The organism is Sphingomonas sp. CROZ-RG-20F-R02-07 (genome assembly GCF_022662335.1).
In the GTDB taxonomy this organism is placed as follows: domain Bacteria; phylum Pseudomonadota; class Alphaproteobacteria; order Sphingomonadales; family Sphingomonadaceae; genus Sphingomonas.
Genome location: NZ_JAKNQJ010000006.1, coordinates 147,607 through 161,444 on the forward strand (window position 1 = coordinate 147,607; position 13,838 = coordinate 161,444).

16 protein-coding genes and 1 riboswitch are annotated in these 13,838 nt (G+C 67.5%); of the genes, 6 read left to right on the forward strand and 10 right to left on the reverse strand.

The features are described from left to right. The first annotated feature begins 46 nt into the window (after positions 1–46). Complete coding sequence (locus L8H00_RS11300; protein WP_242097425.1) at positions 47–277, forward strand: hypothetical protein; 231 nt, start codon at positions 47–49, stop codon at positions 275–277. On the opposite strand, the gene L8H00_RS11305 is transcribed toward L8H00_RS11300, so the two are convergent. From L8H00_RS11305 to crtY, 5 genes are all read right to left on the reverse strand, one after another. Beyond that, entirely contained in the window at positions 246–1,223 is a 978-nt protein-coding gene (locus L8H00_RS11305) for a phytoene/squalene synthase family protein (RefSeq protein WP_242097427.1), read from the reverse strand. The genes L8H00_RS11300 and L8H00_RS11305 overlap by 32 nt on opposite strands. A 140-nt stretch (positions 1,224–1,363) precedes the next feature. Beyond that, entirely contained in the window at positions 1,364–1,945 is a 582-nt protein-coding gene (locus L8H00_RS11310) for a TIGR00730 family Rossman fold protein (protein WP_242097428.1), read from the reverse strand. 74 nt (positions 1,946–2,019) lie between these two features. Beyond that, positions 2,020–2,460 carry a PAS domain-containing protein gene (locus L8H00_RS11315; protein WP_242097429.1) on the reverse strand — a complete coding sequence of 147 codons (441 nt, stop codon included), beginning with the start codon at positions 2,458–2,460 and terminating at the stop codon, positions 2,020–2,022. A gap of 41 nt (positions 2,461–2,501) precedes the next feature. Then, positions 2,502–3,980, reverse strand: coding sequence for a phytoene desaturase (locus L8H00_RS11320; protein WP_242097431.1), 1,479 nt, complete (start codon positions 3,978–3,980; stop codon positions 2,502–2,504). Further along, the gene (gene crtY / locus L8H00_RS11325; RefSeq protein ID WP_242097432.1) at positions 3,977–5,131 is read right to left on the reverse strand and encodes a lycopene beta-cyclase CrtY; all 1,155 of its coding nucleotides are present in this window, start codon (positions 5,129–5,131) and stop codon (positions 3,977–3,979) included. Before crtY ends, L8H00_RS11320 begins: the two co-directional genes overlap by 4 nt. Positions 5,132–5,267: 136 nt before the next feature. Between crtY and L8H00_RS11330 the strand changes: the two genes are divergently transcribed. From L8H00_RS11330 to L8H00_RS11340, 4 genes are all read left to right on the forward strand, one after another. Then, entirely contained in the window at positions 5,268–5,804 is a 537-nt protein-coding gene (locus L8H00_RS11330) for a GNAT family N-acetyltransferase (protein ID WP_242097433.1), read from the forward strand. Between the two features lie 10 nt (positions 5,805–5,814). Continuing rightward, positions 5,815–6,561 carry a sterol desaturase family protein gene (locus L8H00_RS11335; RefSeq protein ID WP_242097434.1) on the forward strand — a complete coding sequence of 249 codons (747 nt, stop codon included), beginning with the start codon at positions 5,815–5,817 and terminating at the stop codon, positions 6,559–6,561. 64 nt (positions 6,562–6,625) lie between these two features. Beyond that, a complete protein-coding gene (locus tag L8H00_RS18860) occupies positions 6,626–6,751 on the forward strand; it encodes a hypothetical protein (protein WP_267381854.1) in 126 nt (41 codons plus the stop codon). Between the two features lie 78 nt (positions 6,752–6,829). Beyond that, a complete protein-coding gene (locus L8H00_RS11340) occupies positions 6,830–7,114 on the forward strand; it encodes a DUF427 domain-containing protein (RefSeq protein ID WP_242097435.1) in 285 nt (94 codons plus the stop codon). A gap of 54 nt (positions 7,115–7,168) precedes the next feature. Here the strand turns inward: L8H00_RS11340 and L8H00_RS11345 are convergent, their stop codons facing one another. The 5 genes from L8H00_RS11345 to L8H00_RS11365 all read right to left on the reverse strand — a co-directional run bounded on the left by L8H00_RS11345 (position 7,169) and on the right by L8H00_RS11365 (position 13,091). After that, positions 7,169–7,654, reverse strand: a complete 486-nt coding sequence (locus L8H00_RS11345) for a GNAT family N-acetyltransferase (RefSeq protein ID WP_242097436.1) — start codon at positions 7,652–7,654, stop codon at positions 7,169–7,171. A 15-nt stretch (positions 7,655–7,669) separates the two neighbouring features. After that, positions 7,670–9,610: a phosphomethylpyrimidine synthase ThiC gene (gene thiC / locus L8H00_RS11350; protein ID WP_277924392.1), complete on the reverse strand. Its 1,941-nt coding sequence runs from the start codon at positions 9,608–9,610 to the stop codon at positions 7,670–7,672. Between the two features lie 42 nt (positions 9,611–9,652). Continuing rightward, positions 9,653–9,763: riboswitch (TPP riboswitch) on the reverse strand. A 93-nt stretch (positions 9,764–9,856) separates the two neighbouring features. Beyond that, positions 9,857–10,870: a ferritin-like domain-containing protein gene (locus L8H00_RS11355; RefSeq protein WP_242097437.1), complete on the reverse strand. Its 1,014-nt coding sequence runs from the start codon at positions 10,868–10,870 to the stop codon at positions 9,857–9,859. Positions 10,871–10,894: 24 nt separating this feature from the next. Next, positions 10,895–11,968, reverse strand: coding sequence for a ferritin-like domain-containing protein (locus L8H00_RS11360; protein ID WP_242097438.1), 1,074 nt, complete (start codon positions 11,966–11,968; stop codon positions 10,895–10,897). 262 nt (positions 11,969–12,230) lie between these two features. After that, positions 12,231–13,091, reverse strand: coding sequence for a MipA/OmpV family protein (locus tag L8H00_RS11365; RefSeq protein ID WP_242097439.1), 861 nt, complete (start codon positions 13,089–13,091; stop codon positions 12,231–12,233). A 218-nt stretch (positions 13,092–13,309) separates the two neighbouring features. On the opposite strand from L8H00_RS11365, the gene L8H00_RS11370 reads away from it, so the two are divergent. Then, positions 13,310–13,825, forward strand: coding sequence for a ferritin-like domain-containing protein (locus tag L8H00_RS11370; protein ID WP_242097440.1), 516 nt, complete (start codon positions 13,310–13,312; stop codon positions 13,823–13,825). The last annotated feature ends 13 nt before the right edge of the window (positions 13,826–13,838 follow it).

Here is a 13,838-nt window from a genome sequence, read left to right on the forward strand (position 1 = left end):
GCGCGCCGACATGCGCTTTTACCGACAGGCGGCGGGAGTTGGTGCGATGGGACCGATGGTCTTCGTGATGGCGATCATGGGCTGCGGCGACGGCAACGCCGCCTGCACCCAGGCCAGGATCGTCGCGACGCATTATGCCAGCATGGCGCAGTGCCGCGCCGCGCTGCCCGCACAGCTCGCGGAAAACAGCGATCTCTCCTATCCCGTGATCGCTGCCGATTGCCGCGCGAACGGGCCCTTGCTCGTCAAGGCCGAGGCGAAGACGAACCGGGGCTGAGCACCGGGCGGCGCCAGAGGTCCGTCGGTCGTGGTGTCGGCGGATAGGCGCGCCGTCGGGCCGCCGCCTGGCGCGCGGCAGTGGCGATGAACCCGATCTTGGCAAGCGTCGACGTTCCCACCCGCTCGTCCCAGGCGCGCTCGCCCCGATCGGCCACATGGCGGCCGATCGCCCCATAGATCCCGGCGGCGGCCAGCACCGCCCAGGCCGAGCGGAACGGCAGGGCGGGCGTCCCGTAGCGCGCGCTCCGCTCGAAGGCCGCGGCCCGGTCGGCAAGACGCCGGGCGAGGATGGCGAGCGCGGGGCGGTGCTCGGGCGCCATGATCCGGTCGGCCGGGATCGCCATTTCGGCCAACCAGTCTGCGGGCAGATAGCAGCGGCCGACCGCGGCATCCTCGCCGATGTCGCGCGCGATATTGGCGAGCTGGAAGGCGAGCCCGAGATCGCAGGCGCGGTCGAGCGTGGCGGCGTCGTCGGGACCGACGCCCATCGCCACCGCCATCATGCAGCCGACCGCGCCGGCGACATGGTAGCAATAGCGGTAGAGATCATCCTCGGTGCGCGGGCGCCAATCCGCGGCATCGAGCGCGAAGCCGGCGATCAGGTCGCGCGCGAGCGCGGGCGGCATCCGCGTTTCGGCGGCGACGATCCGCAGCGCGTCGAACGGCGCATCGCCGACCACCCGCCCCGCCAGCGCGGCTTCGGTCTTGGCGGTCAGTTCGGCAAGCCGTGCCGGCGCGTCATCGACGCGCGTCATGCCATGGCCGTGATCCTGCCCGTCGGCGATGTCGTCGCACGCGCGGCACCAGGCATAGAGCAGCCATGCGCGTTCGCGGGTCGGGGGATCGAACAGCCGGCTGGCCGCGGCGAAGCTCTTCGACCCGCGCGCGATGGATTCGCGCGCGGCGGCTACGGTCGCTTCGCGAGTGGGGAGAGGGCTGGTCACCTACCTCGCACTTCGAACCACCCCGGCGGAGGCCGGGGCCCAGTGGGGAGACGGAGCTTGGTTGGCGATGCGGCTCGTTCCCAAAGCCTTTCCAACTGGGCTCCGGCCTCCGCCGGGGTACGGCCCTGGTGTGGGGCGCCTCACAGCTCCGCCGCCTTCATCGCCACGATCGGCCGCGCGGGCACATGCGCAGCCATGCGTTCCAGCAGCACCGCCAGCGTGTCCGCCACGATCAGCAGGTCGCGGTGTTGCGCACGCAGGAAGCCAACATCGCCCATCTTTTCCCAGAAGGCGACAAGGCCATCATAATAGCCCGCGACGTTCAGCAGACCCACCGGCTTGGCGTGATAGCCGAGCTGCGCCCAGCTCAGCGCTTCCCACAATTCGTCCATCGTACCGGTGCCGCCGGGGATCGTGACGAACCCGTCCGACAGCTCGGTGAACGCGGCCTTGCGCTCGTGCATGCCCGCCACGACGTGCAGTTCGGTCAGGCCGCGATGTGCCACTTCGGCATCCACCAGCGCCTGCGGGATCACGCCGATCACGTCGCCCCCGGCGGCGAGCGCGGCATCGGCGACGGCGCCCATCAGCCCCAGCCGGCCGCCGCCATAGACGACGCCGATGCCGCGCTCCGCCAGCGTGCGGCCGATCGCGCGCGCGGATTCGATATAGACGGGATCGGCAGGGGTCGCGGATCCGCAATAGATGGCGAGACGTCTCATCGAGGCTGCGCTGGTCATGGCCGCAGCGCTAGGCGAAGCGTCGACGCCTCACAAGCGGCGCACGGCCGGGGCCGTCATCGGTACAGCGCGGTCACGTCCTGTTTGATGCCGTGCAGCCGGACGGTGCGGCCGTTCTCGCAGGCCGGGACCGCGATCAGCCGCATCCAGCGTTCCGGCCCGGTGACGGGCCGGATCCGCGCGTCGAGCGTGAAGCCGCGCCGGTGCCGGATGGCATGCGCGCGCAGCCGCTCAAGGACGGCGCGCGATTCCTCGGCATAGAGCGCCAGCGCTTCCTGGCGCCGCACCGCGATGCCGCGGGGCAAGCCGAAGATGTCGTACACCGCATCGGACCAGGTCAGCGCATCGTCGGGCAACGCGCATGTCCACGGCCCGGTCGTGGCCGCCTCCACCGACGCCGGGCCCGATCCGCCATGCACCAGCCCCAGCGCAAACCGCTGCCCCGATTCGGCGAGCGGCCAGCTATGGTGGAGCGGCAGGGGTTCGATCGGCTTCACCGGGGGTTTGTACCCGCAAAGGTCTTAACGGCGGGTTTGGCCTATCGTCCCTCTTCCAGCATCAGCGCCGCGGTGGCCTTCGCGCTGCCCACCACACCGGGGATGCCGGCGCCCGGATGCGTGCCGGCGCCGACGAAATAGAGGTTGGGGATCGCATCGTCGCGGTTGTGGACGCGGAACCACGCGCTTTGCGTCAGCACCGGCTCCAGGCTGAAGGCGCTGCCGAGATGCGCGTTGAGGTCGGTCGCGAAATCCTTGGGCGCATAGCTGAATTTCGTCACGACCCGCTCGTGGATGTCCGGGATCAGGCGGCGGCCGATCTCGTCCAGGATGCGCTTTTCGAGGATCGGGCCCACCTCGTCCCAGTCGACCGGGAACTTGCCCATGTGCGGCACCGGGGCGAGCGCGTAGAAGGTCGACATGCCCTCGGGCGCGAGCGCCGGATCGGTGACGGTCGGATGGTGGAGATAGAGCGAGAAATCCTGGCTCAGCACGCCGTGATCGTAGATGTCGGCCAGCAGCCCTTTGTAGCGCGGGCCGAACAGGATCATGTGGTGCGGGATGCCGGGCCAGGTGCCCTTGATCCCGAAATGCACGACGAACAGCGACGGGCTGTACCGTTTGCGCTCCAGCCGCCCGCGCGTGCGCTGCGCGCTGCGCGAGGTCTTCAGCAGGTCGCGGTAGCTGTGCATCACGTCGGCGTTGGTCGCCACCGCATCCGCCGCGCCGTGCCAGCCGCTCGCGCACGTCACCCCCGTGGCACGGTCGCCGAGCGTGTCGATCGAGACGACTGGATCGCCCAGCCGCAGCGTGCCGCCCAGCCGCTCGAACTGCGCGACGAGGCCCGCCACCAGCCGGTTGGTGCCGCCGCGCGCGAACCACACGCCGCCATCGCGCTCCAGCTTGTGGATCAGCGCATAGATCGCGCTCGTCGTCATCGGGTTGCCGCCCACCAGCAGCGTGTGGAACGACAGCGCCTCGCGCAGCTTTTCGGACTGAACGAAGCTCGACACGATCGAATAGACCGACCGCCACGCCTGATATTTGGCGAGCGCCGGTGCGGCCTTTATCATCGAGGCGAAGTCGAGGAAGGCGACATGGCCGAGCTTCTCGTACCCCTCCTTGAACACGCCCGCCGAATAATCGAGGAACTTCAGATAGCCCGCCCAGTCCTCCGGGTTGAGCTTCGTGATCTCCTGGCGCAGCAGCGTGTCGTCGTTGGTATAGTCGAAATTGGTGCCGTCGGCCCAGTTGAGCCGGTAGAAGGGGGTAACGGGCTCGAGCGTCACGTCCTCGGCCATGTCGCGGCCCGAAAGCGCCCATAATTCGCGCAGGCACTCGGGATCGGTGATGACGGTGGGGCCCGCATCGAAGGTGAAGCCGTCGCGCTCCCAATAATAGGCGCGCCCGCCGGGCTTGTCGCGCGCCTCCACGATGGTGGTGGCGATGCCGGCGGATTGCAGCCGGATCGCGAGCGCCAGCCCGCCGAAGCCCGAACCGATGACGATCGCGGTCTTCATGCCCGGATCGCCTTGATCGCGCGGGCGATCGGGACCGGCGGCTTGCCGGTGAGGATGCGTGCCTTGTCCATCAACGTCGATCGTCCTGCATAGAAGCGCCCGATAAGCCCCGGCGACAGGCGGTAGAAGCGCTCGAGCACACGGTATCGCTCCGCGGGTTCGGCCGCCTTGAACAACATCGTGTCGAGCATGCGGTAAAAGCCGCGGCGCTGCCATGTCTGCCGCGCGAAGCGGTGCGTCGTGTCGTGAAGATCGAGCCCGGCGAAATCGCGCCGCGTCGCGATCAGCCGCGCGGTGCGCACCGCATCGGGCAGCGAATAGCCGGTCGTCGGATGGAACAGCCCGGCGCGCATCCCCGCCTTGGCGACGCGCGCACCGCCCGATCGCCAATAGGCCTCGAAATCGCCGCCCATCGCCACCGGCAGCACGCCCGATTCGGCATGGCCGCGCGCGGTGACGGTCCAGCCGGCGGCGGCGGCATAGGCCTCGATCCGGCCGTCCAGCGCGTCATGGTCGATCGCGGTCGTGTCGCTGTAATAGGTGTCCTCGACGAACATCCGGTCGGGCCCGAACGGCAGCAGATAGACGAAGCGATAGCCGTCGATCTGCGCCACGCGCGCGTCCATCACGGTCGGCCGTTCATGGCCGTGGGGCTCGGCCAGCACCAGTTCGCGGCCGACGAATTTCTGCCAGCCGCAATCGAGCAGCGAGAGATCGGCGGGGCCGCGGGCGTCGATCACGCCCGTCGCCTCCACCCGGTCGCCGTCCGCCAGCACCACCGCGGTGGCCGATGCGCCCAGCACCTTGCGGCCCAGCATCAGCGCGTGCGCCGGCAGCGCGGCGCGCACCGCCTGGTCCAGCCCGGCGCTGTGGACCGAATAATAGGTCGCATCCACGCGGCGCGCGTGATGCGGGAACGCCACCTCGTAGCCGCGCCAGGCATGCGCGACGATCGGCGCCAGCAGCGGCCGGTCGCGCGCGTCGATGTCGCTGCCGAAGAACGACCAGACATGGTTGCCGCCGATCCGGTCGTCGCCCTCGATCAGCCGCACGTCGAGGGCGGGATGGCGCGCCTTCAGCGCCAGCGCGATCAGCGCGCCGGCAAGCCCGCCGCCGACGATCGCGACGTCGCAAGGAAGCGTGGAGGCCATGCGCCCGTCTAGCGCGCGCGGGGCGGCTTGCGCAGGCCCAATCGTACGCGCCGGTGACTCAGGTTATATTCGCACCGACCAGACCCGGTTCCGGCGGGGGATGGCGCCGGCGCCGCGCCGCGCTAGCATGACGCCGATGCACGCGCCGACGCTCACCACCGCCCGCCTGACGCTGACGGCCTATACGCCCGACGACCTGGAGGAATGCGCCGCGATGTGGGCGGAGCCCGCGGTCTATACGATGATCGGCGGGAAGCCGCGATCGCGCGAGGAGGTGTGGATCCGGCTGTTGCGGTCGATCGGGCAATGGGCGGCGTTCGGCTATGGCTCCTGGGTGGTGCGCGCGCGCGACGACCGTCGCTGGATCGGCGAGATGGGGCTGATCGAGGCGCGCCGCGCGATCGTCCCCGCGATCGACGATGCGCCCGAGGCGGGGTGGACGATGACCGGGGCGGCGCACGGCCGGGGCTATGCGCGCGAGGGGCTGGCCGCCGCGCTCGGCTGGGTCGATGCGCGGGGCCTGGCGCGGACGCGCTGCATCATCGATCCGGGCAACGCGCCCTCGCTCCGCCTGGCGGCGCATCTCGGCTATGCGCCCTGGGCGGAGGGGCAATATCACGACAAGCCGATCCGCATCCTCGAACGGATGGCGGGCGCGGGCGCAAAGGCGTAAGGGCGCGGGGATGACGCTCGCCCTGATCCTCTCCGCGCTGGCGATGACGGTGATCGTGGGCGTGCGCTATCTGATCGTCTCCGGGCTCTTCGCCTGGGGCACGCGGGCGCGGCATCCGGGGCTCTATCGCGGGCTCGATCGGCAGATGCGGCGCGAGATCGGCTGGAGCCTCGCCTCGGCCGCGATCTACGGCGTGCCCGCGGGGCTGGTCGCCTGGGGTTGGCAGAATCGCGGATGGACGCGGATCTATGCCGATCTCCACGCCTGGCCGCTCTGGTACTGGCCGCTGTCGGTGCTGCTCTACCTGCTCGCGCACGATACGTGGTTCTACTGGACGCATCGCTGGATGCACCGCCCCAAGCCCTTCCGCATGGCGCATGCGGTGCATCATGCGAGCCGCCCGCCGACCGCCTGGGCGGCGATGGCGTTCCATCCGATCGAGGCGCTGACGGGGGCGTTCGTCATTCCCGTGCTGGTGTTCCTGATCCCGATCCATATCGGCGCGCTGGCGGTGGTGTTGAGCGTGATGACCGTGATGGGCGTCACCAACCATATGGGGTGGGAGCTGTTTCCGAGGGCGCTGTGGGCCGGGCCGCTCGGCGGCTGGCTCATCACCGCGAGCCACCACCAGCGCCATCACGAGCAATATGGCTGCAATTTCGGCCTGTATTTCCGGATCTGGGACCGGATCTGCGGCACCGACAAGGGATTGGGCGATTTCGCCCGCGCGCATGCCAGGGCCCGCGACCGGACCTGATTGGGCTTTCACCGGCGAAGCGTGTAGGCCGGACACGGGCTTCCCGCCCGCGAAGGATGCCGCCATGGCCAAGGGCCAGATGAAATCGAACAAGGAAGTGCGCAAGCCCAAGGCGGTCAAGCCGCCCAAGGGCAACGCCTCCAACCCTACCACCAAGGGCAAGCCCGCGACGCCGCCGACGTCCGACTGATCCGCCGGACACCCGGAGCCCTGCGGTGCGTTCCCCTCCGACGGCGCGCGTACCGCGTCGCCGGGCAGGAGGAACGTCATGGCCGAGGCACGCTGGAACGACATGCTGATCGCGCGGAGCGACGACATCGTGGTCGTGGAGGGCAATTCCTATTTCCCGCGCGACTCGGTCGAGCCGGACGTCCTGCGCCCCAGCGCCACGACGAGCATCTGCCCCTGGAAGGGCACCGCGCATTACTACACGCTAGCCGTGAACGGCGCCGAGAACCCCGACGCCGTGTGGTATTACCCCGATCCCAAACCCGCCGCCGCCGAGATCGCCGGGCGGGTGGCGTTCTGGAAAGGCGTGGTGGTGCGGGATTGAGCGGGCGCACCCACGTACACGGTGATGCGCGCCCTTTGTCACGACGTGGGTTCGTTACGTCCGGACGAGAGGCAGGCGCATCGCCACGTCGCAGCGATCGTAGCTGTGGCCGAAGCGCGCCATGATCGCCGCGTCGTGTAGAAAGCCGGCGCGCTCATAGAGGTGGATCGCCGCTTCGCAGGCGTGGTTGGTGAGCAGGTACAGCGTCTCGATGCCGGGCAATTCTTTCGCCCGTTCGATCAGTGCCGCGAGCAGCAACGCGCCTGCCCCCGATCCGCGTGTTTCGGCACGGACGCCCATTTTGGTGAGCTCATAGGCGCCGGGTTCCGTTTGCATCAGCGCGCCCGCGCCCACGATCCGGCCATCGGGCGCGGCGATGAAGAGGATCACTCCGCCTTTGTCGACGATCGCCTCGCGCGGGTGCGCAAGGACGTGGCGGTCATGGTCCTCGAGCACGAACATATCCTCGATCCACGCCGCGTTGATGGCGTGGAAGTCCGCGGCGCGGGCATCGTCATAGGGCAGGATCGTGAAAGCCATGGTGTTGGGGTCCCCTTACTCCGCGGCTGGCAGATACACTTCGCTGCCCCTCGCGCGAAAGGTTTCGCGCATCTGCGCCATGCCGGCTTCGGCCTCTTCGACGGGGATGAACATGGCGTCTGCCGGGCCGGGCTTCGCGGCGAAGTCGCGGCGGGCGGGGCCGCCGTCGTCGCCCAGCGCGGCGTTGTGCGCGGCGCGGCCGGCGGCGAAGTCGCGCACCTCCTGCGTGATCTTCATCGAGCAGAATTTCGGGCCGCACATCGAACAGAAATGCGCGGTCTTGGCGCCCTCGGCCGGCAGCGTCTGGTCGTGATAATGCTCCGCCGTGTCGGGATCAAGCGACAGGTTGAACTGGTCGCGCCAGCGGAATTCGAAACGCGCGCGGCTCAGCGCGTCGTCGCGCATCCTCGCGGCCGGGTGGCCCTTGGCGAGATCGGCGGCGTGCGCGGCGAGCTTGTAGGTGACGACGCCCGTCTTCACGTCGTCGCGGTCGGGCAGGCCCAGATGCTCCTTGGGGGTGACGTAGCAGAGCATCGCGGTGCCGTACCAACCGATCATCGCAGCCCCGATGCCGCTGGTGATATGGTCGTAACCGGGTGCGATGTCGGTGGTCAGCGGCCCCAAGGTGTAGAAGGGCGCCTCGCCGCAGACCTGAAGCTGCTTTTCCATATTCTCCTTGATCTTGTGCATCGGTACATGGCCGGGGCCCTCGATCATCACCTGCACGTCCTGCGCCCAGGCGCGGTGGGTCAGTTCGCCCAGCGTGTAGAGCTCGCTGAATTGCGCCTCGTCGTTCGCGTCGGCGATCGAGCCGGGGCGCAGCCCGTCGCCGAGACTATAAGCGATATCGTACGCCTTCATGATCTCGGTGATCTCGTCGAACCGTTCGTAGAGGAACGACTCGCGATGATGGCTGAGGCACCATTTCGCCATGATGCTGCCGCCGCGGCTCACGATCCCGGTCACGCGCCTGGCGGTCATGGGGATATAGGCGAGGCGGACGCCGGCATGGATGGTGAAATAATCCACGCCCTGCTCGGCCTGCTCGATCAGCGTGTCGCGGAAGATGTCCCAGGTCAGTTCCTCGGCCACGCCGCCGACCTTTTCGAGCGCCTGGTAGATCGGCACGGTGCCGATGGGCACCGGCGAGTTGCGGATGATCCATTCGCGCGTGTCGTGGATGTTGCGTCCGGTCGACAGGTCCATCACCGTGTCCGCGCCCCAGCGGATCGACCAGACGAGCTTGTCGACCTCGGCCGCGACGTTGCTGGCCACCGCCGAATTGCCGATATTGGCGTTGATCTTGACAAGGAAGTTGCGACCGATCGCCATCGGCTCGGATTCGGGATGGTTGACGTTGCTGGGGATGATCGCCCGGCCGCGCGCCACTTCGTCGCGGACGAATTCGGGCGTGACGAAATCGGGGATGCTCGCGCCGAACGACTCGCCGTCGCGGACGTGATCCTTGCGCATCGCGCGGCCGAGATTCTCGCGCGTGGCGACATATTCCATCTCGGGCGTGACGATGCCGCGCCGGGCATAGTGCATCTGGCTGACATTGGCGCCGGCGCGCGCGCGCAGCGGCCGTTTCACCACCTGGGGGAAGCGTGCCACGCCGCCCGAACGATCGGGCCCGATTCGACCATTGTCCTCGGGCCGCAATTCGCGTGCGCCGTAGGGTTCGACGTCGCCGCGCGCCTCGATCCAGGTGCGGCGCAATGGCGGCAGGCCGGCGGCGATGTCGATCGTTGCCTTCGGGTCGGTATAGGGGCCGCTGGTATCGTAGACGCGCAGCGGCGGCTCGGTGCAGGAGGGATCGAGTATGATCTCGCGCATCGCCACGCGGTGTTCGCCGACATGGATCTTGCGGCTGCCGCGGATCGGGCCGGTGGTGACGCCGATCGGCGCGTCCGCCGCGTGGATAGCGGCCCCATCGGCTTTGTTCGAGACAGGCATAAGTCGCGCTCCAATAGGTCGGAGCGAGGACGATGGCGGCGGGAGCCGGAACCGCTCCCTCCCTCCGCCGGTGTCAACCGGATCAGGTTCAGCGGGTCATGGGCTCCTGCCCAATTCTCAAGCGCGGATCGAAGCGCTCCCCCGGGGATGGTCGGAGCATAAGCGCGCGACCGCGCCCACGCCAACGAAAAAGAGCCGCGCGATCCCGGGATCGCGCGGCTCGTCTCGAACGCGGTGGCGGGGCGATCAGGTGTTCGCCGTGCTCGCCACGATGTTGCCGTTCAGGCCGTTCGGGAAGAACCCGCCCGAACTGGAGATGGCGGCGTTCAGATAGACGATGTGCAGCACCTGGCTGGTCGTGCGGCCGAACACGATGCTGTTCGAATCGGTCGGCACGATGTTGGCCGAGCCGTCCGCATTGGTGATGCCCTGATCGTCGTCGCTCGATCCGTCGACGGCGTCGCGGACGTCGCTGATCTTGTTGGCATAGGTGACGAGCGCGGGGACGGTGAGCCCCTTGCGGTACAGCACGGTGCGGATCAGGCCGGCGTGATAGGCCTCGACTGCGAGGATGCCGGCGGCGGCCTCGGTATAGGTCTTGTTCACCAGCAGCGGGGCGGCACCCTTGTACGCGCTGACGCCGACGTCCTCGAAGATGAACGCGCCGAGCAGGAAGCTTTCGTCCGACGCATAGGGATCGAAGGTGGTCGCGTTCGGGTTGGGGCTCCCCGGGCCGATGATCTTGGCCGCCAGCGCCGCCTGGCTGAAGGCGCCGGAGGAGGTGCTGCCATCGATGTTGATCGACGGCAGCGAGACGGCGGCCGAACCGAGCGCGGAACGAAGGAAATTGACGTGCGCCACCTCGTCCGCCGCGATTTCGCGGGCATAGGCCGCCACGATCGGATCGGTGAACGTCACCGCGCGGCCGCCGGTCACGGTGCCGACCGTGCCCGTGCCCGAGATGCTCGCCGACGACAGGCCGGTGCCGTACACCGCAAAGGAGTAGAAGCTTGCCTCGAGATATTCGAGGTTCAGCGCGAAGTTCAGCACGTCGATATCGACCTGCGCCGTGGTGGCGGTCGCCGTCGGGGTGGGCGTGGGGGTCGGCGTCGGATTGTTGTCGTCACCGCAGGCGGCGAGCAGCGACAGGCCGCCGACCGCGGCGGTGGCGCCGCCGGCATATTTCAGAAAGGTGCGGCGTTCGGCGCGACGCTTCTCGGTCGCCGCCATGATTTCCATCATCGTGTTCGTATCGGTCATCGGATCTCTCCCGAATGCAAGGGCTTACGACTGCAGCGTGCTGGTCTTGATGTTGCCGTTCACGCCGTTCGGGAAAAACCCGCCTGCGGTAATGGCCGCCTTGGACAGGTAGACGATGTTCAGCACCGAGCCGGGCGTGCGGCTATAGGCCAGACCATTGGAGTCCGTCGGCACGATGTTGGTCGCGTTGGCACCGTTGATCGTGGAGCTGGCGATGCCCTGGTCGTCGTCGCTCGATCCATCCAGGCTGTCGCGTGCGTCCGAAATCGCCGTGGCGCTCGTGATGAGCGCGGGGATGGGGGTGCGCGCCGGATAGGTGCCGCCACCATAGGCCGCCGGGATCGCCGTGCCGCCGCTGCTGGTGCCACGTGCGTACAGGACGGTACGGACCAACGAGGCGTGATAGGCCTCCACCGCCAGGATGCCGGCTGCGGCCGACAGATAGGTGGCATTGGAGATCAGCGGCGAAGCGCCCTTATAGGCGGTGACGCCGACGTCTTCGAAGATGAACGCACCGAGCAGGAAATTGTCGTCCGATGCGTAGACGTCGAAGAAGCTCGTCTGGGTGTTGCCGGTGCCCGCATCCGGGATGAGCTTGGCTGCACGCGCAGCCGTGCTGAACGCGCCGGTCGGCGTGATACCGACGTCGATCGTCGGTTGCGCGACGGCGGCCGAGGTAAGCGCCGAGCGCAGGAAGTTGACGTGGTTGATCTCGTCCTGCGCGATTTCCTTGGCATAGGCCGCAACGACCGGATCCTGGAAGTTCACCGCACGCGCGCCGGCATTGTAGGTCGCCGACGTGGTATAGCCGTTCGTGCCCGTGCCCGTCGTCATCGACGCGGCGATAGGGGTGCCGAACACCGCATAGGAATAGAAATTCGCCTCGAGATATTCGAGATTCAGCGCGAAATTCAGGATGTCGAGATCCTGCTGCGCGCCGATGTTCGCCGCCGACTGGGCGGATGCCGCACTGGCGAAGGCGAAAGCACCCGCGCCAACGGCCGCGGCGCCTAGCGCGGTAGTGAAGAAAGCGCGGCGATCGTTCCGCCGTTCGACGCGCGCGTCAAAGGCCTCGATCAGTTTCTGACTGTCGGACATACTGGCAACCTCCCTCTGGGATTTCGTTGTGAGTCGCAGACTAGTTGAATTTCAATATGTTGCAAGCAGGAGATGCAGCTAGATACTTGAAAAACATCTACGATTACTTGGAGAAAACACGAATGCCCATGCCGCAAAGCGATGCGGGGACAGGGCGGGGACCGATCATCCTGCGCAGATACGCATCGACCCGCCATGCGGATGCATGACGGGTCGAACTTATTTTCGAAATCCACGCGCCGCGTCGGCGGCGGCGGAAAAATCAGAAGGTGTAGGCCAGGCCCAGCGCGCCGTACCAATTGTTGCGGCTGCCCTCGATGCTGACGAGCGGGCTCGCCGCGAAATCGTTCATCAGATGCGAATAGGAGACGCCGCCGACGACCGACAGACCGTGGAGCAGCGTGCCGGTGATCGAATAATTGCCGAGCGCGGTGAGGTTATAGTTCTTCCAGCCCTTGTTGGCGTTGAACACGGGCAGGCCCGAGCGCGCCGAACCGAACGCATCGACGCCGAAATAGCTCTGCGCGTAACCGCGGCCGGCATAGTTCGCGCTGCCCGACAGCGCGACATAGGCCTTGGTGCTGAGCGGCGTGCCGTAGTTGATCGTCGGGGTGACGACATAGCTGTCGTAGATGTTGGTCACGTCATGGACATAGGTGACGTTGACCGACAGCTTGTCATAGGGGCTGGTGATGACGCCGGTCTTGCCGATGCCCACGAAGCCGCCGAGTTCCACCGCGAGCTTCTTCTTGCCGAGCGCCTCGACGCGGGCATCGTCGATGCGGCTCACCCGGTTGAAATTGAGGCTGACCACCGGTCCGAGCTGGAAGTCCCACACCGGGCCGGGGGCATTGCGGATGAGATCGAGCGAGAACTGCGTGCCGGCAACCGCGAAGGCATAGCCGTCATACACGCCCTGCGCCTGGACGATGCCGGTGATCTCGTTGTGTCGCGAGCCGTCATAGCTGGGCACGGTGGCGACGCCGGCGCCCACGGTGACGCGGTTGGCGTTCAGGTCGATCGCCTGACCGCCGCCGGCGCTGCTGTCCTGCGCCATGGCGGCGGCGGGGGCGAAAAGGGCGGCGGAGGCCGCGGCGAACAGGACGAAGGTGGATCGGCGCAAGGCGAGGGCTCCAGAAGATGTTTCAGTTCCGAAACGCCCCCTCGGCGCGTTGGCTCCACCGCGATACCGATCCCGACCCAGGTGTTGCATAACAGCATCACCCCACCGCCCGCGCTGCCCCCGAAAAACTCTTTGAACGCGGGCGGGACCCTGAGGGCGCGTGCGCGTTACCGCTTCAGACGGCAGCGCCGTCGATCCACTTGAAAGGACATCATGTCATGGGTTTGTTCAGCAAGGACATCGCGACGTTCGACGACCTGTTCCACCACCAGCTCCAGGACGTCTATTATGCCGAGAACCAGATCACCAAGGCGCTGCCGAAGATGATCGAAAAGGCGACGGCCCCGGCGCTGAAGGCGGGCTTCGAGCAGCATCTTCGCGAAACCGAAGGCCAGATCCAGCGGCTCGAGAAGATCTTCCAGCTCCGCGGCGAGGAAGCCAAGGCGGTCACCTGCCCGGCGATCGACGGCATCATCAAGGAGGCCAACGAGGTGGCCGGCGACATCGCCGACAAGGCGGTGCTCGATGCGGCGCTGATCGCCTCGGCGCAGGCGGTCGAGCATTACGAGATCACGCGCTACGGCACGATGATTACCTGGGCCAAGCAGATGGGCCGCGACGACATCGCCGCGATCCTGAAGGAAACGCTCGACGAGGAATATGCGACCGACGACAAGCTGACCGATCTGGCGACCAGCCAGGTGAACGCGAAGGCCGAAGCGGTCAGCGCCTGAGCCCAGGGCCGGG

What these genes read in the sequence shown, in the direction of transcription:
- L8H00_RS11300 (WP_242097425.1), top strand. Translation starts at nt 47, where the DNA reads ATGGGACCGATGGTCTTCGTGATGGCGATCATGGGCTGCGGCGACGGC.
- L8H00_RS11310 (WP_242097428.1), bottom strand. Translation starts at nt 1,945, where the DNA reads ATGAGACGTCTCGCCATCTATTGCGGATCCGCGACCCCTGCCGATCCC.
- L8H00_RS11320 (WP_242097431.1), bottom strand. Translation starts at nt 3,980, where the DNA reads ATGAAGACCGCGATCGTCATCGGTTCGGGCTTCGGCGGGCTGGCGCTC.
- crtY (WP_242097432.1), bottom strand. Translation starts at nt 5,131, where the DNA reads ATGGCCTCCACGCTTCCTTGCGACGTCGCGATCGTCGGCGGCGGGCTT.
- L8H00_RS11330 (WP_242097433.1), top strand. Translation starts at nt 5,268, where the DNA reads ATGCACGCGCCGACGCTCACCACCGCCCGCCTGACGCTGACGGCCTAT.
- L8H00_RS11335 (WP_242097434.1), top strand. Translation starts at nt 5,815, where the DNA reads ATGACGCTCGCCCTGATCCTCTCCGCGCTGGCGATGACGGTGATCGTG.
- L8H00_RS18860 (WP_267381854.1), top strand. Translation starts at nt 6,626, where the DNA reads ATGGCCAAGGGCCAGATGAAATCGAACAAGGAAGTGCGCAAGCCCAAG.
- L8H00_RS11340 (WP_242097435.1), top strand. Translation starts at nt 6,830, where the DNA reads ATGGCCGAGGCACGCTGGAACGACATGCTGATCGCGCGGAGCGACGAC.
- L8H00_RS11345 (WP_242097436.1), bottom strand. Translation starts at nt 7,654, where the DNA reads ATGGCTTTCACGATCCTGCCCTATGACGATGCCCGCGCCGCGGACTTC.
- thiC (WP_277924392.1), bottom strand. Translation starts at nt 9,610, where the DNA reads ATGCCTGTCTCGAACAAAGCCGATGGGGCCGCTATCCACGCGGCGGAC.
- L8H00_RS11355 (WP_242097437.1), bottom strand. Translation starts at nt 10,870, where the DNA reads ATGACCGATACGAACACGATGATGGAAATCATGGCGGCGACCGAGAAG.
- L8H00_RS11360 (WP_242097438.1), bottom strand. Translation starts at nt 11,968, where the DNA reads ATGTCCGACAGTCAGAAACTGATCGAGGCCTTTGACGCGCGCGTCGAA.
- L8H00_RS11370 (WP_242097440.1), top strand. Translation starts at nt 13,310, where the DNA reads ATGGGTTTGTTCAGCAAGGACATCGCGACGTTCGACGACCTGTTCCAC.